Below are 21,872 nucleotides of genomic sequence, written 5' to 3' on the forward strand. Positions count from 1 at the left end.
GGAGGTGACCATGTCTGACGAAACCACCACGGCGCAACCACGTGCCGTCGAGCTGGTGGCCGACCTCCACCGCATCCTCGACGAACTACAGACCGTGGACCTGGCGCCGTGCACCGATACCGAGTTGGCCGATCTGGCGGCCGACACCGAGAAAGCGATCGCCCGGCTGACCGTGGCCGGTGACCGGCAGATCGATCAGGCCGAGGCCCGAGACCTCCCCCGCAAGACCGGCTGCCGAACACTCATGCAGTACATGACCCACCGGCTGCGGGTCTCCAACCCGATGCGGCGCCGCAAGCAGATGGACGCCACCACCCACCGGACCAGCCTCGGCGGCGACATCCTGGAGCCCGAACATCCGTGCCTCGCTGAAGCGTTCGCCGCAGGAGCGGTCGGCTCCGGACACGTGCAGGCCGCCCTGGATGTCCTCGACCGCATCCCAGTCGCCATCGACCACGACATCAAGGTCGCCGCCGAACGACAGATGGCCGAGATCGCCGCCGACCACACACCTGCTGACATCACCCAACTCGGTGCCCGGCTGCTCGCTCACCTCGACCCCGACGGCACCCTCGCCGACGATTCGGACCAGAAACGACGCCGCGGCCTGTGGATCGGCCGGCAACGCGCCGACGGCACCGCCAAAATATCGGGCACCCTCACTCCCGAACTCCACGCCCGGCTGACGATGATGTTCGCCGTCTGGGGCAAACCCGGACTCAACAACCCCGACGACCCCCACTCGCCCCAAGGCCCGGCCGGCACCGCCGACCCCGACACCCTGACAGCCGCCGCCGACCGCGACGGCCGCACCCCCGCCCAGACCAATCACGACGCCCTCGACGCCGCACTGGCCGCCAAATTTGCTGACGGCACACTCGGCACCTCGCATCGCGGCCTGCCCGTGCAACTGATCGTCAAAGCCGACCTCTCCGACCTCGTCCGCGAAGCCGGCCTCGCCACCACCGCCACGGGCACCCTGCTACCCATCCGCGACCTCATCGCGATGGCCGGTGATGTTCAGCCGTGGTTGGCGATCTTCAAAGACCACACCACCGTCCCGTTGCACTTCGGGCGCGGTAAGCGTCTGGCCACCCGCGAACAACGCCTGGCGTCGTTTGCCCGCCCCGACGGTGAAGTGTGCTCGGCACCAGGATGCGACCAACCCGCCACCCACGTCGACATGCATCACGCACAGAAAGACTGGGCCAAGGGCGGACTCACCGACATCGACGACCTCGCCCCCGCCTGCCCACGCCACAACCGCATGGTCGGCGACCAACCCGGCCAATACACCACCCGGATCGTCCGGTCCGGACCCGACGAAGGCCGCTGCCTCTGGCGGTTGAACGCCGAACCCGGCGCACCACCCAACCCCGAACGCCTCAACCGCCGACCCGACATACCCAGGCGGTTCGCACACCACCTCAACACCGTGCGCGACGACATCCACGGACCACCAACCCGGCCCGGCGATCAACCACGCCCAGACGGCCACACCCACGACGACGCACGCCGCTCATGGGCGACAGTCAGCCACGTCATCGACGTCCGACCACCCCGACCCGGCCGACGACAGGTCCGCCCCTCCCTCGTCGAAGCACACCTCATGGAGCTACTCGCCACCCACTGAACCGGGTAGAACAACTCACACGGATCCGTCCAAACGGTCCGCCCCATCGGCGATCGGACTAGCGTCGTGGTCCATGAGTGATGACGCCGCTCGACCGTCCACGTCGGTCCATGCCGAGACCAAGACCGGCGAGCGGCGATTGCCCACGCGCCGGGTCAATCTGACCGTCTTCATAGCCTCGGCTGTCATCGTGGTCGCCTTCGCCGTCTGGGCGCTGGCGGCACCGGCAGCGGCCGAGTCGACGATCAACGACGTACGCGACTTCATCACCCGCTGGTTCGGCTGGTGGTACTTCATCCTCGCCACCGCCATCGTCGGTCTCGTGGTGTTCCTCGGCCTCAGCAAGTACGGGCGCTACCGGCTCGGACCGGAGGAATCGCGCCCCGAGTACAGCCTGTTCACCTGGACGGCGATGCTGTTCGCCGCGGGGATCGGCATAGATCTGATGTTCTTCTCGGTCGCCGAACCGGTGACCCATTTCCTCAACCCGCCGACCGGGCCCGCGGAGACCAACGAGGCTGCGCGCGAGGCGGTCACGTGGACGGTCTTCCACTACGGCGTGACCGGCTGGGCGATGTACGCGCTCATGGGTGGCGCGCTCGCGTATTTCGCCTTCCGCCACAATCTCCCGCTGACGATCCGGGCAGCGCTGTACCCGATCTTCGGCAAACGTGTCGAAGGCCGCTGGGGCGACGCGATCGACGTCGCGGCCGTCCTCGGCACCATCTTCGGCATCGCCACCTCACTGGGGATCGGGGTCGTCCAGCTCAACTTCGGGCTGAACGAGATCTTCGGGATCGAACAGGGCAAGGCGGCTCAGATCGGCCTGATCGTCCTGGCTGTGGTGATCGCGACCGCGTCTGCGACCTCTGGTGTCGACAGGGGCATTCGACGCCTCTCCGAGATCAACGTCATCCTGGCCATCTGCCTGCTCATATACATCACGGTCGCCAAAGACGCGGACTTCCTGCTCAACGGGCTCGTCCAGAACGCGGGCGACTATGTGTCCACATTTGCCGACCGAACACTCGACACCTTCGCCTGGGACCAGGTGAACCCGCCGCCCGGCAACGACGCCCGCGCCTTCGTCGACGGCTGGACCCTGTTCTTCTGGGCGTGGTGGGTGGCCTGGGCGCCGTTCGTCGGACTCTTCCTCGCCCGCATCTCGCGCGGACGCACGTTGCGGCAGTTCATCTTCGGCGTGCTGGTGGTCCCGTTCAGCTTCATCCTGGTGTGGATCTCGATCTTCGGGAACAGTGCCCTGCAGGTGGCCCGCGGCGATGCGGATTTCGCCGAGACGACGGCCTCTACACCCGAGGCCGGGTTCTATTCGCTGCTCGATCAGTACCCGGGTTCGACGCTGCTCATCGGGATCGCAACCATCACCGGCCTGCTGTTCTACGTGACCAGCGCCGACTCCGGCTCGCTCGTGATGGGCAACTTCACCAGTCGCCTCGGCGACCCGATGGCCGATTGTGCCCGTTCGCTGCGCATCTTCTGGTCGGTGGCCATCGGCCTGCTGACGCTGTCGATGCTGTTCGCGGGCGGCGGCGACGGGTCGATCCTGACCCTGCAGGCCGCGACGGTGATCATGGGGCTGCCGTTCTCCTTCGTCCTCGGGCTGATCGGCATCTCGCTGCTGCGCGCCGTCCGCAACGAGTCGGTCAAACTCGACAGCTTCCGGACGACCCTGCCGAAGGTGATCGCCGTCGGGCGCGGTCCCACCGAACACGGCAGTTGGCGGCAGCGACTCGTCGGGACCCTCCGCTTCCCCGGTCCGGTCGCCACTCGGAAGTTCATCGGGGCCAGCGTCGTTCCGGCGATGACCGAGGTCGCCGAACAGTTCGGTCGCGAGGGGATCACCGCGACGGTCGACGAGTCGGCCGAGAACGAAGGGCTGCCGTCGCCGCGCCTGGTCGTCGAACTCGCCGAGGTCCCCCGGTTCGAGTACTGCGTGTGGCCGGTCTCGGCGCCGACCCCGACGTACGCGGTCCGGACCCAGCGATCCGACGATCGCTACTTCCGGTGCGAGGTCTATCTCACCGAGGGGTCCCAGGGCTACTCACTCACCGGATACACCCGCGACCAGATCATCGGTGACATCCTCGACCAGTACGAACGCCATCTCGGCTACCTGCATCTGCGGGATGCGGCCGGTGATCACCACGACCCCGAACCCGATGCGGCCGCCGGCGACGGTACCGTGCCCGACAGCGACACGGACATCCCCGACAGCAGTTCCGAAGGAGCACCGGCTCGATGAGCGAGACCCTCTACATCGACGGCCGCTGGCGGCCCGCCGCCTCCGGCGAGACCCGTGAGATCCGTTGTCCCGCAGACAACTCGCTCGTCGGTGTGGTGGCCGAGGGCGGGGTGGCCGACACCGAGCAGGCCATCGCGGCGGCCCGCCGCGCGTTCGACGCGGGCGAGTGGAGCGCCACACCCGCCGCCGCCCGCGGGGACCTCCTTCTCCGCGTCGCCGCCCAGATCGACGAGCGCCGAGACGAATTCGTCCGCGCCGAGACCCTCGACACCGGCAAGCGGCCCTACGAGTCGGACATCGACATGACCGACATCGCGAACTGCTTCCGGTACTTCGGCAAGCTCGCGGCGGCCGACGCCGGGCGTGTGGTCGACACCGGGTCCCCCGACGCCGATTCGCGCATCGTGTACGAACCGGTCGGCGTCTGCGGATTGATCACACCGTGGAACTACCCGCTGCTGCAGGCGGCGTGGAAGGTCGCGCCAGCACTGGCCGCGGGCAACACCTTCGTGCTCAAGCCCGCCGAACTCACCCCGCACACGTCGATCCTGCTCATGCAGGTCCTGGAGCAGGTCGGTCTCCCGGCGGGCGTGGGCAACCTCGTCCTGGGCGCGGGCGCCGAGGCCGGCGCTCCGCTGTCATCTCATCCCGACGTCGACCTGGTCTCGTTCACCGGTGGGCTCGTGACCGGCCGGGTCATCGCCCGCGAGGCGGCGGCGACGGTGAAGAAGGTCGCGCTCGAACTCGGGGGCAAGAACCCGAACGTGGTCTTCGCCGACGCCTGCGCCACCGACGAGCTCCTCGCGGCAGCGGTCGACAACGCACTCAACGCGGCGTTCCTGCATTCGGGGCAGGTGTGTTCGGCCGGAGCCCGGCTCATCATCGAGGAGTCCGCTCACGATCGCTTCGTCGATGAGCTGGTCCGCCGCGCGGAGCAGATCCGGCTGGGCCTGCCCTACTCCGAGGGCACCGAGACCGGACCGCTCATCTCGGCGGCACACCGAGACAAGGTGCACGCCTACGTCGAACAGGCTCGTGCGGATGGCGCGATCATCCGCACCGGTGGCGCGTTCGCCACGGGCGATGCGGGTTCGGGGCGCCTGGACGACGGATGGTTCTATCTGCCCACCGTGATCGATCGCGCCGACCGTTCGATGGCCTGCGTGCACGACGAGGCGTTCGGACCGACCGTCACCGTGGAGACCTTTGCCACCGAGGACGAGGCCGTGACCCTGGCCAACGACACCGTCTACGGTCTCGCGGGGGCCGTCTGGTCGGCCGACGCGGCACGCGCCCGCCGCATCGCCGGACGAATCCGGGCCGGAACGGTGTGGGTCAACGACTTCGGGCCGTACCTGCCGGAAGCCGAGTGGGGCGGTTACGGCCAGTCGGGCTTCGGGCGGGAGCTCGGACCGTCCGGTCTGGCGGAGTACCGCGAAGCCAAACATGTCTACGAGAATCTCCGACCGGGCGTGACCGGCTGGTTCGCGGACCGGTCCGGAGACGGCGAGGAGCGACGATGAGCGAGACCTACGACTACGTGGTCGTCGGCGGCGGCTCCGGGGGTGCCGTGGTGGCGTCGCGGCTGTCCGAGGACCCCTCGGTCACGGTGTGCCTGCTGGAGGCGGGTCCGTCCGATGTCGGCGACGACGCGATCCTGCGGCTCGACCGGTGGATGGAACTCCTCGAATCCGGTTACGACTGGGACTATCCCATCGAACCGCAGGAGAACGGCAACGACTTCATGCGCCACGCCCGGGCGAAGGTCCTCGGCGGGTGCAGTTCGCACAACAGCTGCATCGCCTTCTGGGCGCCGCGCGAAGACCTCGACTCCTGGGAACGCGACTTCGGGTGCGCGGGATGGGGTTCGGCGGAGTTGTACCGCCTCTACCCGCAGATCGAGACCAACGACGCACCGGGCGCGCACCACGGTCGCAGTGGTCCGGTCCACCTCATGACGGTGCCGCCGAACGACCCGTGCGGGGTCGCCCTGCTCGACGCCTGCGAGTCGGTCGGCATCCCCCGCGTCGAGTTCAACAGCGGCAGCACGGTTGTCAACGGCGCCAACTTCTTCCAGATCAACCGACGACCCGACGGTGTGCGCGCCTCGTCGTCGGTCAGTTATCTGCACCCGCACCTCGAGCGGCCGAACCTCACCATCCGCACCGGATCGTGGGCAAAACGGGTGGTCATTGAGCGGGTCGACGGCGAGTTGCGTGCCGTGGGCGTCGACATCACCGACAACGCGTTCGGTCGCACGACACGGATCGAGGCCCGGGGCGAGGTGATCGTGTCGGCGGGGGCGATCGACTCCCCGAAGTTGCTGATGCTCTCGGGAATCGGGCCGGCCGACGATCTGCGCGAGCACGAGATCGAGGCCCTCGTCGACGCGCCGGGGGTCGGTGAACACCTGCAGGACCACCCCGAAGGGGTGATCGGGTTCGAGACCGCGAAGCCGATGGTCCGCGAGTCGACCCAGTGGTGGGAGGCGGGCATCTTCACCACCGTCGATGCGGGTCTGACCCGGCCGGACCTGATGATGCACTACGGCAGCGTGCCGTTCGACATGCACACCCTTCGCCAGGGTTATCCGACCAGTGACAACACCTTCTGCCTGACACCGAACGTGACGCACGCGCGGTCACGGGGCACGGTGCGGTTGCGCTCCCGTGACTTCCGCGACAAGCCCCGCGTGGACCCGCGGTACTTCTCCGATCTCGAGGGCTACGACATGCGGATCATGATCGCGGGCCTGCGCAAGGCGCGGGAGATCGCCGCCGCGGAGCCGCTGGCGACGTGGGTTGCGCGCGAACTCTATCCGGGCCCCGCCGCCACGAGCGATGCCGAACTGGCCGACTACATCACCCGCACCCACAACACCGTCTACCACCCGGTCGGCACCGTGCGGATGGGTGCGCCCGACGACGAGCTGTCGCCGCTCGATCCCGAACTCTGCGTGAAAGGTGTTGCAGGACTTCGGGTGGCCGACGCGTCGGTGTTCCCGGAACACACGACGGTGAACCCCAACCTCACCGTGATGCTCGTCGGCGAACGCTGCGCCGAGCTGGTGCGCGCCGGCGGCAACTGACCGCCAGGAGCGACTAGGTCGCGAAGGAGTCGACGATCCGTTCCAGGACGGCGGCGACCTGTTCGGTGGCGGCCTCGCGATCGTCGGCGGCGGCGACGAAGAGCGCCGCCTCGTCGAGCGCGCCGATCGCGACGTGGGCCAGCGGGCGCGTGGGCTGCTCGACCGCCTGGCCCGTGGCGATCGCGGCCGCGATCAGGCCTTCGACGAGTGCGAATCCGAATTCTTCTCCGCGAGCACGCCATTCACTCCATCCGAGCACCGACGGCGCCTCGACGAGCGTGATCCGATGCACCTCCGGCTCGGTGCACAGCCGCAGGAACAGACGCATACCCGTCTTCAGCGCGGCGAGCGGGTCCTCGCCGGCGCGCTCCCCCACGGCCGCCGCGATCTGCGCGACGATCGACTGTTCCACGTCGTCGTAGACGGCGACGAACAGCCCTTTCTTGTCGTCGAACTGGTGGTAGAGCGCACCGCGCGTCACGCCGGCCTCGGCGACGATCTCCTGGGTGCCGACGTCGGCGAAGCCGCGTTCGCCGAACAGCTTCCGGCCGGCGCCGATCAACGACGCGCGGGTCGCCGCGGTCCGCTCGGCCTGGGTACGACGGTTGACTTTCATACAGGTTGCACGTAACTTTCGTACTGAGTGTTCGTAAGTTACCGAGTCTACGAGAAGCGGGTCTCGCCATGACGACTGCATTGCCGACCGTCGAACTTCCGTCCGGCGTAATCGAGTACGCGACCTACGGTCCGGACGACTCGGCGCATCCGCCGGTCGTCTTCGTCCACGGCGCCGTCGTCGACCACCGGCTGTGGGAACCGACGGCACGGTTGCTCGCCGAGCGCGGATTCCGGTGCCATGTGCCCCTCATGCCGCTGGGCTCGCACCGCATCCCGCTCGGCCCCGGAGCCGACCGCTCGCCGCGCGGGATGAGCACGCTCCTACGTGAGTTCGTCGACCGGTTCGACCTGTCGGACGCGACCCTCGTGGCCAACGACTCCGGTGGCGCCATCACCCAATTCGCCCTCGACGACGATCCTGCGTTCGTCAGCCGGCTGGTGTTCACCAACTGCGATGCCTTCGATCTCTTTCCGCCGCAGCCGTTCCGGTTGTACTTCGCGCTGATGAAGCACCGACTTCTGCTGAAACCGCTGGCCGAGGCGATGCGCCTGCGTGCACTGCGCCATTCCGCGCTGGGCGTCGGTCTGCTGTTGAACGATCCCGATCCCGACCTCACCGGCTCGGTCTTCGAACCGCTGCAGCGCGACGTACGCATCCGCAACGACTTCATCGCGTTCCTCCGCGGCATCCGCCCCGCCGAACTGGCGCAGATCACCCCGCGGATGTCGCGCGTCGACCTCCCGGTTCGAATGGTGTGGGGTCGCGACGACCGGTGTTTCACCCCGGCCCACGGACGCCGCCTGGCCGCCGTCTTCCCGGGCGGGGCGCCGTTCGTCGAGGTTCCCGACGCCCGGACCTTCGTCTCACTCGACCAGCCACAGATTCTGGCCGACGAGATCATCGAGCTCACCGTCGGAGAACGCACCGCTCCGTGACCGCCCGGAGAACGGCGCAAGTTTTTTTCGCCACGGGCGTCGGATCATCGGGTCCGGCCGCGACGATAGAGATGTGAGCAGCGACCAACCGGTTTCTTCGGCCCGGGGACCAGAGGGATTGCTGGCGGTCTACGACCAGGCACTGCCGGAGGTGTACGGCTTCGTCGTGCGGCGCTGCACGGATCGTCGTACCGCCGAGGACGTCACCTCGGAGACCTTCCTGGCCGCCATGGACTCCGTCCGACGACGCCGCGACACCGAACCGACCACTCCGTGGCTCATCGGGATCGCCCGGCACAAGCTCGCCGACCACTGGCGACGTGCACAGCGCACGCCGGAACCGGTCGACGACCTGCCCGACCACGGGGACGACCCGTGGGACACCGAACTCGACCGGATGGTCGCCCATCACACCCTCGGCCAGTTGTCGCCGGTGCACCGTTCGGTGCTGACGCTGCGCTACGTCGACGACCTCCCCGTCGGCGAGTGCGCGGAGATCCTGGGCCGCACGGTCGGCGCGACCGAGGCGCTACTCACCAGGGCCAAGCGGGCGTTTCGCGCCGCGTACCCCGAAACACAACCCCAGCCCAGCGGGAGAGGAGGTCACGCATGAGCACCCGGAACAGCTCGCGCTTCGACGCAGCACGAGATCCGCTGCACGTCCTGAACGCAGCGCGCACGCCGGGCTTCGACGATCCGGTCCGTCCCGACCTGGATTTCGCCGCCGCGCTGCGGGACCGCCTCGAGCGCGGGGCGACCCTACCCGAAGGAGTCGTCATGGCCACCGCAACACAACTCGACACAACCGAGACCGTCCGGACCGAGGCGCCCGCCCGACCGGAACCGACGGTCGAACGCCCCGGCGCCCTCCCGTATCTCGTCGTCGCCGAACCGCAGGCCGCGATCGACTGGTACGTCGACACGCTCGGCGCCCGGCTGCGCGGCGAGCCGATCGTGATGTCCGACGGCGTGATCGGTCACGCCGAACTCGAACTGGGCGGCGGCGCCGTTTATCTCGCCGCCGAGTTCCCGGACCTCGGACTCCGGGCGCCCGCACCCGGACAGGTCTCGGTCAGCCTGATGGTCGCCGTCGACGACACCGACGACGCGGTCGCGACGGCCGCCCGCGCGGGAGCCGCGGTGACCCGAGAGCCGTACGAAGCCCACGGCACCCGCACCGCGGTCATCGTCGACCCGTTCGGCCACCGCTGGATGCTGAGCGGGCCGTCGAAGACCGTGGGCACCGAGATGGTCCATCAGGGCGACATCGGCTACATGTCCCTGAACACGCCCGACGCGGCCCGCGCCCGGCGCTTCTACGGCGACGTCCTGGGCTGGGAATTTGACGCCGAGGGCCGACGCGTCACCAATGTCGGCCATCGCCTCGGCATCTTCGAGACCGACGGCGCACCGACGATCTTCTGCGCGTACGCCGTCGACGATCTCGAGGCCGCACATGAGCGCATCGTCGCAGCGGGCGGGCGGGGCGAGTTCGGTTCGAGCCCCGACGGTCATCGCCTGGTCGACGCCGTCGACGATCAGGGCGTCCGGTTCGCGGTCTACGCCGCGAACCCCGCCGACGAACGGCCGCAGGCACACCCGCGCGATCCCGGGGCCATGACCTACCTGACGGTGTTGACGCCCGACAGCGGACGCTTCCGCGCGTTCTACGGATCGGTCCTCGGCTGGACGTTCCACGGCGGACGCATCGACGACGGCTGGGAGGTCGACGACTCGCGACCGCAGGTCGGGCTCGCGGGCGGCGCCGAGAGCTCGGTGGCGGTGCCGATGTGGACGACCGACGACGTCGTGGCCACGGTCGAACGTGTCCGGGCCGCGGGCGGCACGGTGCTCGAGGAACCGAGCACCGCGCCCTACGGCATCTCGGCGCGGTGCACCGACGACCAGGGCGCTCAGTTCTACCTCGGTCAGTTGCTCTGAGTCACCCCACGGCCAACCCGACGACGAGCACCGCCACCGCGGCGGTGGTCAGCACGGACCGCACGATGTTCCACGGCCCCCAGACGGCGGTGAACCGCGTCCAGACCCGCACCGCCTCGTCGCCGCGGACAACACCCGCGGCGTCGAGGCGGTCATTGGCCGGGACGTTGACGACCATCGTGATGACGACACCGAGCGCGGTCAGGACCGTCGCGGTCAGGACCCACCATCGGAGCCCGGAACCCCACGAGGCCCAGACGGTCAGCGCGCCGAACACCACGCCGCCGCCGAAGATCACCGCGAAGAGCGGGTTGAGGATGGCGCTGTTCATCCGCTGCATCGCCGCGACCGCGACGTCGGCGCCGGCCCGGGTCAGGCCGGGGATCACGGCATAGCCGAACCCCGCCAGCACGCCGGCACTGAGGCCGGTGGTCACGACCGTCAGGGTCACCAACACATCACGCAACAGGTCCATGGGAACAGTCCAGTGCCCTGCGGGCGCGAAAACCATGACCGGACCGGCGAATTTCCTGCTCCGCCGTCCGGCTCCCGGCTCCGGAGCGGCCACCACCGTCATGGTTGACTCTTACCCATGTCCTCTCGCTCCCGCGTCCGGGCCCTGTCCGCGCGTCTGCCCTTCGGCATCGGGACCGTCGTCTTCGCCCTGTGCGCCGCGCTGGTCGTGACCGGCGGCGTGGTGCTGGCGAGCGGCACCGCCCAGACCGACGACGGCGACTACGCCTACGGCGAGCTGCGCGGCTACGAACGCGAACCGGGGACCGCCTGGACGATAGTCGGGCAGGAGGATCTACCGGACTACTCCGGCGAGGTCACCATCGAGATCGCCGACACCTCCGACGAGGGATGGCTCATCACCTACCCCTCCGGGCTGGGGCGCTCGTTCGTGATGGTGGACCGACGATCGGGAAACCTGCTGTGGGACAGCCCCATCAACGCGGGGCAGGGCGACTGCGCGGTCAACGAGGCCGGCCAGGTCGGTTGCGCGGTACAGCTCGGCACCCCTCTCGAGGACGGCTTCTACCTCGTCGACGACGCCGGCATCCCGACCCGCACCGCCGAATACCTGGACACCAAATCGGTGGAGGGCCTCGGCAACAACTTCCTGCGCGTCAACCGGGTCGGGCACCAGGTCACCCTGAACACACCGGCCGGCAACGGCATCTGGGCTCGGACCTTCGCGGCGCCGGTCGTCGGTATCGAGGTCACCGGCGACACCGTGGTCATCAGGACCGCCGACGCGAGCGAACACCTGGTCAACCCCGCCACCGGTGAGGACCGCATCGGTTGCGATCAGTGCAGCATCAAGCTCTACCCGACCGGGGTGACCGTCGACCACCAGACGCACGGCGAGGAGAAGGTGGTCACCTACGCCACCGTCAACGGCCGGGTGGACGCCGATCCGGTCGCCGAGGCCGACGGTCTGAGCGTGTTGCCCGGGCCGTCGACCCTCCCGGTCCTGAACGCGGCGAACCTGGTCTTCGCCGCCGAGGGGCAGTACGAGGTCCGCGACCCGGCACGTCCGGGGGCACTGTGGCAGATCCGCGACGGTGAACTGTCCAAGGCGAATGCCATCGCGTGCGGGTCCCTCGTGAACTTCGGCCGCCTGGACGGTTCGCGGACGACATACGCGCTCGCCGACGGCACGCACATCGGCAGCGGACCGCCGCCGGGACCGCAGCGGCCGATCCTCGCCAACCCGCGGTGCGTCGGGTCCAGCGGCACCACCATGGTCGTCGTCAACCAGGGCCTGCTGACCGGGCTCACCCCGGCGAACACCGCGGCCTGGGAGCGCGGCCTGTCTTCCCCCGGACTCGTGCGGGTCGTCGACGGATACATCGTCGTCAGCGAAGGCAGCACCCTGTCGATGCTCCGCCCGAATTGACCCCGGTCTTCCCGTTAACCCGAGGGTCTCAATCCCCTTTGTGGGCCGTTTCACATGCCGGGCCGAGCTTCCGGCCTCACCTGCAAAGACACAAATCGGTGGTGGTGTCCAGACCTGAATTGATCACGACAAGGTAACGCTTTGCTCACGGCCGCGTGTACGGTCGGCTCGGTTCCGCAACCACGAACCACGAGATGTACACGCGAGGTCGATCAGTTTTGGGTAAGCACTCCAAGCCACGGAAGAGGTCACGCACACCGTTGTGGGCCACCGCTCTGCTACCGGTGGGCGTTCTGGCCGGCGCGGCGACCGCCGGGGCCGAACTCTCCGGCAACACGCTGGCCCCCACGCCGGTGTCCGCGCCGCAGGTGACGTCCGAGGCCCCGACCACGCCACCGTCCGTGACACCGGCTGTGAAGGCACACCCACTGGCACCCACTCCCCCGCCGCCGCCGGTCCGTCCGGCGAGCGTGACGACCGGTGCGGTCCCGGTGACCAACTACGACGCGTATGAGGCGGCCGCGAAGTCCGTCACGAGCACCCACCCGCGCTGCGGCATCGACTGGAAGGTCATCGCCGGGATCGGCCGGGTCGAGTCCCACCACGCCGACCAGGGCAACGTGAACCCCGACGGCGTCCTGCGCAGCGCGATCTTCGGTCCGCGCCTCGACGGCTCCCTCGCCGGCAACCAGGTCATCGGTGACACCGACGGCGGCGAACTCGACGGCGACCCGGTCTACGACCGCGCGGTCGGCCCGATGCAATTCCTGCCGTCGACGTGGAAGATGTACGCCGCCGACGGCAACGGTGACGGCAAGTCCGACCCGCAGAACATCTTCGACGCCGCGCTGACCACCGCGAACTACCTGTGCGACGACGATCTCGACCTGCGGGACTCGTCCTCGTTGGTGACCGCTGTCCTGCGGTACAACAACTCGATGGAGTACGTGAACAAGGTCCTCGGGTTCGCCCGCGAATACTGATCCCGCTACCTCAGCAGGACCCTTCGTGACGCGCCCTCCGCAAGCTCCGGGCGCTCCTCAGGGAGCGGTAGGCGACGCTCGCAGGCTCGCTCCTCAGGGAGCGAGGTGAGGCGCTCGCCTGCTCGCGCGTCGTTCCTAGTCCTGCGTCAGAAACGCTTGCAGCGCAGCCGAATACATCGGCACGTCGTCGGCGCCCATGAGCTCACGCGCGGAGTGCATCGCGAGCTGCGGCGCGCCGACGTCGATCGTCGTGAGCCCGGTGCGTGATGCCGTGATCGGCCCGATCGTCGACCCGCACGGCAGATCCGCGCGATGGACATATCGCTGCATGGGGACGCCCGCGGCGTCGCACGCGAGCGCGAAGACGGCCTCTCCCACCGCATCCGACGCATAGCGCAGGTTCTGGTTGACCTTCAGCACCGGTCCGCCGCCGATCGAGATGCGGTGCCCGGGTTCGTGGCGCTCGGGATAGTTCGGGTGGGTCGCGTGGGCCATGTCGCCGGACAGGCAGATGCTCGCGGCCATCGTCTGGAGGAAGTCCGCGCGTGATCCGCCGCGCGCGAGCACGATTCGTTCGCAGATCGACCCCAGGAAGTCCGAGGCGGCACCACGCTCCGAACCGCTGCCGACCTCCTCGTGATCGAACAGCACCAGCATCTTCGTGTGCGCCGACGAGCCGGCGTCGAGCAGCGCCCGCAGACCCGTATAGCAGGTGCCCTGGTTGTCCAATCGCGGTGCGCTGAGCAGGTTTCCGTCGGCTCCGATGATCGCCGACGGCGCGACGTCGTGGGTCATGAGTTCCCAGCCGAGGAGCGCGTCCGGGTCGATGCCCGCGTACTCCGACACCCAGCCGAGGACGTCGGGGACGTCGTCGCCGATTCCCCACACCGCGTTGACATGCCGCTGCGGATCGAGCGACACGCCCTTCCGGTCCTCCGACAGGTGGATGGCGAGTTGGGGTACCCGCACCACCGGTTCGGTCACATGAACCAGCGTGTGCGCCACCGAGTTCCCCGATCGGTACGCGAGGCGGCCGGAGAGGCCGAGATCGCGGTCGAGCCAGGAATTGAGCCAGGCGCCGCCGTAGGGTTCGAGGGCGACCATCGCCACTCCGGCCGACAAGCGGTCGGGATGCTGCTTGAGCCGCAGGTTGGGGCTGTCGGTGTGTCCGCCGACGATGCGGACGGCGCCGGTCTGCCCGGTCTCCCAGGCGATGATCGAGCCGCCGCGGATGACGTAGTACCGCGCCGACGGGGCGTCGAGACCGGCGTCCGCCCACGGCTGATCCTCGAACAGCCGCGTGTACCCGGCGCTTTCGAGTTCGCGGGCCACCGTCGCGCACACGTGGAACGGCGACGGCGAGGCGTCGACGAACTCGCCGAGGCCGCGTGCGGTCGCGCTGGTCGGAATCCTGGCGGACGCACTCATCGACGAACGCGCATTCACGCCGAGGCGAGGACCGAGTCGATCGCCGAGTAGAACAGGCCGAGGCCGTCGTCGCTGGGTCCGGTGAGCGGCTCCGTGGCGTGCTCGGGATGCGGCATCAGGCCGACGATCCGCCCGTTAGGGCTCGAGATACCGGCGATGTCGAGGGACGAACCGTTCGGGTTCCGCTCGGGGAACCGGAACACGACGAGCCCCTCACCCTCCAGCTCCTCGAGCTTGCGCTGCGAGGCCACGTAACGTCCTTCGCCGGACTTGAGCGGGATGAGGATCTCCGCACCCTGCTCGAAGCGGGTCGTCCAGGCCGTGGTGTTCGACTCGACGCGCAGCCACTCGTCGCGACAGATGAAGTGCAGGCCCTCGTTACGGGTCAGGGCACCCGGCAGCAGCCCGGCCTCGCAGAGCACCTGGAAACCGTTGCAGATTCCCAAGATCGGCATCCCCTTGCCGGCTGCCTCGACGACCGATCCCATCACCGGAGCGAAGCGGGCAATGGCCCCCGCGCGCAGGTAATCGCCGTAGGAGAATCCGCCGGGGACGATGATCGCGTCGACGCCCTTCAGGTCGGCGTCGCCGTGCCACAGCGCGACCGGTTCGGCGCCGGCCAGCCGGACCGCGCGGGCGGCGTCGACGTCGTCGAGGGTGCCGGGGAAGGTGATGACCCCGATGCGTGCTGTCATGTGCTGCTCTCTACTCCGCGACGCGCGAGACGTTGAAGTTCTCGATGACGGTGTTGGTCAGCAACTCCTCGGCGATGCGCTCCAGCGTCGTGTCGTCGACCGTGTCGTCGACCTCGAGCTCGAAGCGCTTGCCCTGACGGACGTCGCCGATCCCACTGAACCCGAGCCGGCCCAGGGCGCCGACGATGGCCTGCCCCTGCGGGTCGAGAATCTCGGCTTTGGGCATCACGTCGACCACCACTCGCGCCATGGATCGCTCCTCAATGTCTGCTGGTCGGTTGTCGCCTGACCGGTGTTCTCCCGATCAGTTCACGCCGGTCAGCTTACCGGGTGCACCAAATCGGCTCAGAGCACGGATTCGATGGCGGCGACGACCGTCGGATCGGTCGGCTCGGTGCGCGGACGGAAGCGGTTGACCACCTCACCGTCGGCGTTGACGAGGAACTTCTCGAAGTTCCACTGGATGTCGCCGGCCTCCCCGTCGGCGTCGGCGTGCCGGGTGAGTTCGGCGTAGAGCGGGTGACGCGCCTCGCCGTTGACGTCGGTCTTCTCCAGCAGCGGGAAGGTCACCCCGTAGGTCGCCGAGCAGAAGGTCGCGATCTCCTCGGCGGTACCCGGCTCCTGCCCCATGAACTGGTTGCAGGGCACTCCGACGACGGTGAGTCCCTTGTCTCCGTACGTCTTGGCGAGTTCCTCCAGGCCGGCATACTGCGGCGTGAGGCCGCACTTGCTGGCGACGTTCACCACGAGCAGCGGTCCGCCGAAGTCCTTCAGCGAGACATCGGAGCCGTCCAGAGCGGTAACGGGGATGTCCTTGATGTTGGCCATGGCTGCCAGATTAGACGGCGCCCGCGCCGCCTTCGGGAGACCCGGGTCACAGGTGCCGCCACGGTATGCGCAAGGTCACCGTTAATTGCGTTTCGGCAATAGTTGCATTCGGGTTAGCATCTTTCGGTGTCCGGAGAATGCAGGTCGAACAGCGGCGCCGACGAGTCGGTGAACGCTGCGTCGTCGGCGCTCAACGCCTTCCTCGAGCGGCTCATCGATCTGAGCCGGCCCGAGGCGCTGGAGAGTCTGGCGGCAAGCGAGGTCACGTTCTCGCAGCTCCGGATCCTCTCCACGCTTGCATGCCAGCCCGGGCCGATGCCGGTCAACGCGATCGCCGATCACGTTCAGCTGTCCCTCGCGGCCGCCGGCCGGACGGTGGACAAGCTGGTGACCGGAGGTCTCGTCGACCGTCGAGAGGACCCGTCCGACCGTCGGGTCAAGCGCATCTCCCTCACCGACGCGGGCCGGCGCTACCTCGAGACCCATCTGGCCGTGAAGCGCGGGACCATCCGGCACTTCGTCGCCAACCTGCCCGCAGACATGCGCGACAACCTCTGCGCGGCACTGCGTCCCATCGTCGACGACGGCGTCGACCATTTCTGTCTGCCCACCGACGGACGGCAGGCCTCGTGACTCCCCTCTCCTACCTCGTCGCTCCCTGATCTCTGACCACCGACCCTCACGGGGTCGAACGAGCCCACAGACTTCTCTGCCGCGGATGGCCGCGGCACGCCCATTTCTCGCCCGACCGATAGGAACACGCGAATGACCTCATCCACAGGTGGCCATCTGCACGACGGCCCACCCGACACCAAGCTGGACCGTCACGTCCTGCTGGTCGCCGGCGTGGTCGTGCTCGGCGCGATCATGTCGATCCTCGACGTCACCGTGGTGGCGGTCGCCCAGAACACCTTCCAGCAGGAGTTCGGCACCGACGCCGCGGGCGCCGCCTGGACCGCGACCGGTTACACCCTGGCACTGGCGGCGGTGATCCCGTTGTCTAGTTGGGCGGCATCGCGTTTCGGCACCAAGCGCGTCTACCTCGTCTCGCTGGTCCTGTTCACCGTGGGTTCGGTGTTGTGCGCGCTGGCGCCGAACATCGGCATGCTCGTGGCCTTCCGCGTGATCCAGGGACTCGGCGGCGGCATGCTGATGCCGATCGGCATGATGATGCTGACCAAGGCGGCCGGTCCCGAGCGCGTCGGTTCGGTCATGGCCGTGCTCGGTATCCCGATGCTCCTGGGTCCGATCTCGGGCCCGATCCTCGGCGGCGTCCTCATCGAGCAGCTGAGCTGGCACTGGATCTTCCTGATCAACGTCCCGATCGGCATCATCGCGCTGGTCTACTCGTGGATCGTCCTGCGCGATGACGCGGAGACCAGCCGCCCCTCGATCGACGTCGTCGGTCTGCTGCTCCTGTCGCCGGGTCTCGCGTTGTTCCTGTTCGGTATCTCCTCGAGCGCCGAGCACCGCACCTTCGTCACCGCATCGGTTCTGGTGCCGACCATCATCGGTGCACTCCTGATCGTGGCCTTCATCGTGCACGCCCTGCGCAAGAAGAACCCGCTGCTCGACCTGCGGCTCTTCGCGAACCGCACACTGAGCATCTCCGTCATCACGATGGTGCTGTTCATGGTCGCGTTCTTCGGTGCGGCGCTGCTGTTCCCGCAGTACTTCATCGGCGTGCGCGGCGAGTCCACGTTGACCGCCGGTCTGCTGCTGGCCCCGCAGGGCATCGGCGCCATGCTCACCATGCCGATCGCCGGCCGCCTCACCGACAAGATGGGCCCGGGCAAGTTCGTGCTCGCCGGCATCGTCCTGATCGTGCTGGGCCTGAGTACGTTCATGTTCCTCGGCGCCGAGACCTCGTACTGGCTGATCTGCGGTTCGCTGTTCGTGCAGGGTCTCGGCATGGGCATGACGATGATGCCGATCATGTCCGCGGCTCTCGCGACACTCAGCAACCCGCAGGTCCCGGACGGTTCGACGCTGCTGAACGTCATCCAGCAGTCGGCCACGTCGATCGGTACGGCCGTCATCTCGGTGATCCTGGCCAGCAGTCTGGCGAGCCGACCCGAGGCGGGACTGGCGATCATGGCGAACACCTCCGACGATCCGCTGCCGCCGGGCGTGCCGAACCCGTTGCCGGAGTCGTTCTTCGAGACCGCGGCGGACGTGTTCTCGAGTACGTTCACCATCTCGGTGGTCCTGATCGTCCTCACCCTGATCCCCGCGTTCTTCCTGCCCCGCAAAAAGATCGCGTCGCCTCTCACCGAAGAGGACATGGACCGCGGTCCGATCATGATGCACTGATCATCTCTTGCTGATCGCAAACCAAAGCCCCACCGACTCCCGGGTCGGTGGGGCTTTGTGGTTTCGACAAGCTCAACCAGCGGAAGGTGAGCTCAACCAGCGGAAGGTGAGCTCAACCAGCGGAAGGTGAGCTCAACCAGCGGAAGGTGAGCTCAACCAGCGGGAGTATCGAGCGCGCCCGACTGCTGCAGGATCCACGCGATCTCGAAGGCGACCTCTTCCCACTGCTTGTAGCGTCCGCTGACGCCGCCGTGGCCGGCGGACATCTCGGTCTTCAGCAGTACCGGGTTGTCCGAGGTGGTCTTCTCCTGCAGTCGCGCAACCCATTTCGCCGCCTCGGTGAACAGCACCCGGGTGTCGTTGAGCGAGGTCAAGGCGAGGATCGGCGGATACGGCTTCGCGTCGACGTTCTCGTACGGCGTGTAGGTCTTCATGTACTCGTAGACCTTCGGGTCGTGCAGCGGGTCACCCCACTCGTCCCACTCGATCACCGTGAGGGGCAACGACGGATCGAGGATCGAGTTCAGCGCGTCGACGAACGGCACCGACGCCAGGATCCCGTTGAACAACTCGGGCGCGAGGTTCGCGACCGCACCCATCAGCAATCCGCCGGCGGACCCGCCCTCGGCGACCATCTGCTGCGGTGTCGTCCACCCGGTGTCGACGAGATGCCGTCCTGCGGCGACGAAGTCGGTGAAGGTGTTCCGCTTGCTGAGTTCCTTGCCGTTCTCGTACCAGTAGCGCCCCATCTCCCCGCCACCGCGGATGTGCGCGAGGACGAAGACCATGCCGCGATCGAGCATCGACAGTCGCGCCACCGAGAAGTACGGGTCGATGCTCGCCTCGTAGGAGCCGTAGCCGTAGAGGAGCAGGGGCGCCGGTTTGGCGGCGTCGGTTTCCTTGCGCCGCACCACCGACAACGGGATCCGGGTGCCGTCCTCGGCGACGGCCCACTCCCGCGACTGCACGTAGTCGGCCGGGTCGTAACCGCCGAGCACCGGCTGCCGCTTGAGCAGGGTCCGCTCGCCGGAGGCGACGTCGAGCTCGAACAGTTCCGCCGGTTCGATGAAACTGCCGTATCCGATGCGGAGCCTCGGGGCACGCCATTCCGGGTTGGCGCCGAGGCCCGCGGAGCCGAGTTCCTGGTCGAAGGTCACCTCGCGAAAATCCGATTCGACCGGGATGCCGTCGATCTGCCGCAGATCGGCGATGGCGAGACGCGGCAACGCATCTCGGCGGTAGGACAGGACCAGGTAGTCGGCGAAGGCGTCGAGGTCCTCGATCCGGCGTTGCGGGTCGTGCGCGATCAGCGGACGACGGTCCGACGGGTCGGCGACCGGCGCGAGATCGATCGCGAAGTTGTCCGCCTTCTGCCCGTCGCGGACTTCGTTGTGCACGATGACCAGATAGTCCTCGCCACCGATGACGGCATGCTCGACGCTGTACTCGACCCCGTCGACCCGCGGTGCGACGCTGCGGAATTCACCCGTCGGGTCGTCGGCGGCGAGCAAGTAGCTCTCCGAGGTTATCTTGGACCCGACGCCGATGACGAGGTACTTGTCGCTCCGGGTGGTGCCCATCCCGACCCAGAACCGCTCGTCGGGCTCGTGGAAGACCTTGACGTCGGCCGTCCCGGCACCGATGTCGTGGCGCCACACCGTGTCCGGGCGCCAGGCGGCGTCGACCGTCGAGTAGAACACGTGCCGGGCGTCTGCCGACCACACCGCACCCCCCGCGGTGTCGCGAACCTCGTCGGGGAGGAGTTCCCCGGTGCGAAGGTCCTTGACGCGCAGGGTGTATCGCTCGTCCCCGACGATGTCGATGCTGTAGGCGAGCCAGTTGCCGTCGTCGCTGACGGTCAGCGCCCCGAGACTGAAGAAATCGTGACCCTCCGCCTCGACGTTGGCGTCGAGCAGGATCTCCTCGCCGGGCAGCGGGTCTTCGCCCACCTCCGGCGGGGTCCAGTCGTCCTCGGACCGGATCGGGCACCGGCACGACGTCGAGTACTGCTTGCCCTCATGGGTTCGCCCGTAATACCAGTACCGCCCGCGCCGGTTGGGCACCGACATGTCGGTTTCCTTGGTGCGGCTCTTGATCTCGCCGAAGATCTGCGTGCGCAGGTCCGCCAGTTGCGCGGTGTGCGATTCGGTGAAGGCGTTCTGCGCCTCCAGGTAGGCGATGACCTCCGGATCGTCCTTGTCGCGCAACCATTCGTAGTCGTCGACGAAGGTGTCACCGTGGTGGGTGCGTTCGGTGGGCACCTTCTTGGCCACCGGCGCGGTGACCGGCGCTGCGTTCATGGTGGTCTTCTCGTCGGTCATCAGATCACCTCTGCATCGGGCCAGTCCGCGAAGGACTTTCGCGAGATCCATTCGTAGGCGTCGATATAGCGCCGCCTCGTGCGGTCGACGACGTCGTCGGGCAACGGCGGCGGCGCGACATCGGAGGCCCGGTCCCACCCGGATTCGGCACCGGTGAGCCAGTTCCGCACGATCTGCTTGTCGAAGCTGGGCTGCACCTCGCCGGCCTCGTAGGTCGCGGCCTCCCAGTACCGCGACGAGTCGGGGGTGAGCACCTCGTCGGCCAGGACGAGTTCGCCGTCGGCCCCGCGGCCGAACTCGAATTTGGTGTCGGCGAGGATGATTCCGCGCTCGGCGGCGACCGCGGCGCCGCGCGCGTAGATGTCGAGGGTGGCCGACCGCAGGGCCTTCGCCAGCTCCTCCCCCTCCTGCTCGACGACCCGCTCGAAACTGATGTTCTCGTCGTGCTCACCCTGCTCGGCCTTGGTGGCCGGCGTGAAGATCGGTTCGGGGAGCTTGCTCGCCTCCGACAGTCCCGCCGGCAGTTCGACGCCGCACACCGACCCGGTCGCCTGGTAGTCGAGCAGGCCGGACCCGGTCAGGTAGCCACGGGCGACGCATTCGACCTGCACCATCGGCAGTCGACGGACCACCATCGACCGGCCCACGACCGACGCCGGGATCCGTTCGTCGGTGGGGCCGCCGGCCAAATGGTTGGGCACGCCGAGCTCGTCGAACCAGTAGAAGCTCATCGCCGTCAGGATGCGCCCCTTGTCGGGGATCGCGGGACTGAGGATGTGGTCGTAGGCCGAGATCCGGTCGGACGCCACCAGCAGCAGGGTGTCGGCGTCGATCTCGTAGATCTCGCGGACCTTCCCCGACGCCAGATGACGGTAGGACTGCAGTTCAGGACGCATGGACTCGACCCTAGAGGGTGAGGTGA

General features: G+C 68.1%; 19 protein-coding genes. 11 read left to right on the top strand and 8 right to left on the bottom strand.

The annotated features are described in order from the left end of the window. Window positions 1-10 precede the first annotated feature (10 nt). The 4 genes from Q9R39_RS15370 (at window position 11) to Q9R39_RS15385 (ending at window position 6,984) form a co-directional block, all read left to right on the top strand. Window positions 11-1,633 carry a DUF222 domain-containing protein gene (locus tag Q9R39_RS15370; RefSeq protein WP_311277726.1) on the top strand — a complete coding sequence of 541 codons (1,623 nt, stop codon included), beginning with the start codon at window positions 11-13 and terminating at the stop codon, window positions 1,631-1,633. Between the two features lie 73 nt (window positions 1,634-1,706). Continuing rightward, window positions 1,707-3,896: a choline BCCT transporter BetT gene (gene betT / locus Q9R39_RS15375; protein ID WP_288816277.1), complete on the top strand. Its 2,190-nt coding sequence runs from the start codon at window positions 1,707-1,709 to the stop codon at window positions 3,894-3,896. Continuing rightward, window positions 3,893-5,419, top strand: coding sequence for an aldehyde dehydrogenase family protein (locus tag Q9R39_RS15380; RefSeq protein ID WP_288816275.1), 1,527 nt, complete (start codon window positions 3,893-3,895; stop codon window positions 5,417-5,419). Before betT ends, Q9R39_RS15380 begins: the two co-directional genes overlap by 4 nt. Beyond that, window positions 5,416-6,984: a GMC family oxidoreductase N-terminal domain-containing protein gene (locus Q9R39_RS15385; RefSeq protein WP_311277727.1), complete on the top strand. Its 1,569-nt coding sequence runs from the start codon at window positions 5,416-5,418 to the stop codon at window positions 6,982-6,984. Before Q9R39_RS15380 ends, Q9R39_RS15385 begins: the two co-directional genes overlap by 4 nt. A 13-nt stretch (window positions 6,985-6,997) precedes the next feature. Here the strand turns inward: Q9R39_RS15385 and Q9R39_RS15390 are convergent, their stop codons facing one another. Next, the gene (locus tag Q9R39_RS15390) at window positions 6,998-7,600 is read right to left on the bottom strand and encodes a TetR/AcrR family transcriptional regulator (protein WP_165630577.1); all 603 of its coding nucleotides are present in this window, start codon (window positions 7,598-7,600) and stop codon (window positions 6,998-7,000) included. A 68-nt stretch (window positions 7,601-7,668) separates the two neighbouring features. Here Q9R39_RS15390 and Q9R39_RS15395 point away from each other — a divergent pair, with 68 nt between their 5' ends. The 3 genes from Q9R39_RS15395 to Q9R39_RS15405 all read left to right on the top strand — a co-directional run bounded on the left by Q9R39_RS15395 (window position 7,669) and on the right by Q9R39_RS15405 (window position 10,479). Beyond that, window positions 7,669-8,538: an alpha/beta hydrolase gene (locus Q9R39_RS15395; protein WP_311277728.1), complete on the top strand. Its 870-nt coding sequence runs from the start codon at window positions 7,669-7,671 to the stop codon at window positions 8,536-8,538. Between the two features lie 118 nt (window positions 8,539-8,656). Next, the gene (locus Q9R39_RS15400) at window positions 8,657-9,151 is read left to right on the top strand and encodes an RNA polymerase sigma factor (RefSeq protein ID WP_396275675.1); all 495 of its coding nucleotides are present in this window, start codon (window positions 8,657-8,659) and stop codon (window positions 9,149-9,151) included. Then, entirely contained in the window at window positions 9,148-10,479 is a 1,332-nt protein-coding gene (locus Q9R39_RS15405; RefSeq protein ID WP_311277730.1) for a VOC family protein, read from the top strand. Before Q9R39_RS15400 ends, Q9R39_RS15405 begins: the two co-directional genes overlap by 4 nt. A gap of 1 nt (window position 10,480) precedes the next feature. On the opposite strand, the gene Q9R39_RS15410 is transcribed toward Q9R39_RS15405, so the two are convergent. After that, a complete protein-coding gene (locus tag Q9R39_RS15410; protein WP_311277731.1) occupies window positions 10,481-10,954 on the bottom strand; it encodes an anthrone oxygenase family protein in 474 nt (157 codons plus the stop codon). 117 nt (window positions 10,955-11,071) lie between these two features. On the opposite strand from Q9R39_RS15410, the gene Q9R39_RS15415 reads away from it, so the two are divergent. Both Q9R39_RS15415 and Q9R39_RS15420 read left to right on the top strand, forming a co-directional pair. After that, the gene (locus Q9R39_RS15415) at window positions 11,072-12,382 is read left to right on the top strand and encodes a hypothetical protein (protein WP_311277732.1); all 1,311 of its coding nucleotides are present in this window, start codon (window positions 11,072-11,074) and stop codon (window positions 12,380-12,382) included. 218 nt (window positions 12,383-12,600) lie between these two features. Further along, entirely contained in the window at window positions 12,601-13,365 is a 765-nt protein-coding gene (locus Q9R39_RS15420) for a lytic transglycosylase domain-containing protein (RefSeq protein ID WP_165630919.1), read from the top strand. Between the two features lie 135 nt (window positions 13,366-13,500). Here the strand turns inward: Q9R39_RS15420 and Q9R39_RS15425 are convergent, their stop codons facing one another. From Q9R39_RS15425 to Q9R39_RS15440, 4 genes are all read right to left on the bottom strand, one after another. After that, window positions 13,501-14,793 (bottom strand): M18 family aminopeptidase, encoded by a 1,293-nt coding sequence (locus tag Q9R39_RS15425; RefSeq protein WP_311277733.1) that lies wholly within the window; start codon window positions 14,791-14,793, stop codon window positions 13,501-13,503. A gap of 14 nt (window positions 14,794-14,807) precedes the next feature. Further along, window positions 14,808-15,488 carry a phosphoribosylformylglycinamidine synthase subunit PurQ gene (gene purQ, locus Q9R39_RS15430; protein WP_058251220.1) on the bottom strand — a complete coding sequence of 227 codons (681 nt, stop codon included), beginning with the start codon at window positions 15,486-15,488 and terminating at the stop codon, window positions 14,808-14,810. Between the two features lie 10 nt (window positions 15,489-15,498). Next, the gene (gene purS / locus Q9R39_RS15435; RefSeq protein ID WP_010844201.1) at window positions 15,499-15,738 is read right to left on the bottom strand and encodes a phosphoribosylformylglycinamidine synthase subunit PurS; all 240 of its coding nucleotides are present in this window, start codon (window positions 15,736-15,738) and stop codon (window positions 15,499-15,501) included. Between the two features lie 95 nt (window positions 15,739-15,833). Then, window positions 15,834-16,316, bottom strand: a complete 483-nt coding sequence (locus tag Q9R39_RS15440; RefSeq protein WP_058251221.1) for a glutathione peroxidase — start codon at window positions 16,314-16,316, stop codon at window positions 15,834-15,836. A 126-nt stretch (window positions 16,317-16,442) separates the two neighbouring features. On the opposite strand from Q9R39_RS15440, the gene Q9R39_RS15445 reads away from it, so the two are divergent. Further along, a complete protein-coding gene (locus tag Q9R39_RS15445; protein WP_058251222.1) occupies window positions 16,443-16,949 on the top strand; it encodes a MarR family winged helix-turn-helix transcriptional regulator in 507 nt (168 codons plus the stop codon). 132 nt (window positions 16,950-17,081) lie between these two features. Next, entirely contained in the window at window positions 17,082-18,629 is a 1,548-nt protein-coding gene (locus Q9R39_RS15450) for a DHA2 family efflux MFS transporter permease subunit (protein ID WP_058251223.1), read from the top strand. Window positions 18,630-18,781: 152 nt separating this feature from the next. Here Q9R39_RS15450 and Q9R39_RS15455 read toward each other — a convergent pair whose 3' ends face one another. Together Q9R39_RS15455 and Q9R39_RS15460 are read right to left on the bottom strand one after the other, a co-directional pair. Next, the gene (locus Q9R39_RS15455; protein ID WP_311277734.1) at window positions 18,782-20,950 is read right to left on the bottom strand and encodes a S9 family peptidase; all 2,169 of its coding nucleotides are present in this window, start codon (window positions 20,948-20,950) and stop codon (window positions 18,782-18,784) included. Beyond that, window positions 20,950-21,846: a phosphoribosylaminoimidazolesuccinocarboxamide synthase gene (locus Q9R39_RS15460; RefSeq protein ID WP_311277735.1), complete on the bottom strand. Its 897-nt coding sequence runs from the start codon at window positions 21,844-21,846 to the stop codon at window positions 20,950-20,952. Before Q9R39_RS15460 ends, Q9R39_RS15455 begins: the two co-directional genes overlap by 1 nt. Window positions 21,847-21,872 lie beyond the last annotated feature (26 nt).

Origin of the sequence: Gordonia sp. AC31, assembly GCF_031844505.1 — a bacterium.
Taxonomy (GTDB): Bacteria; Actinomycetota; Actinomycetes; order Mycobacteriales; family Mycobacteriaceae; genus Gordonia; species Gordonia hongkongensis.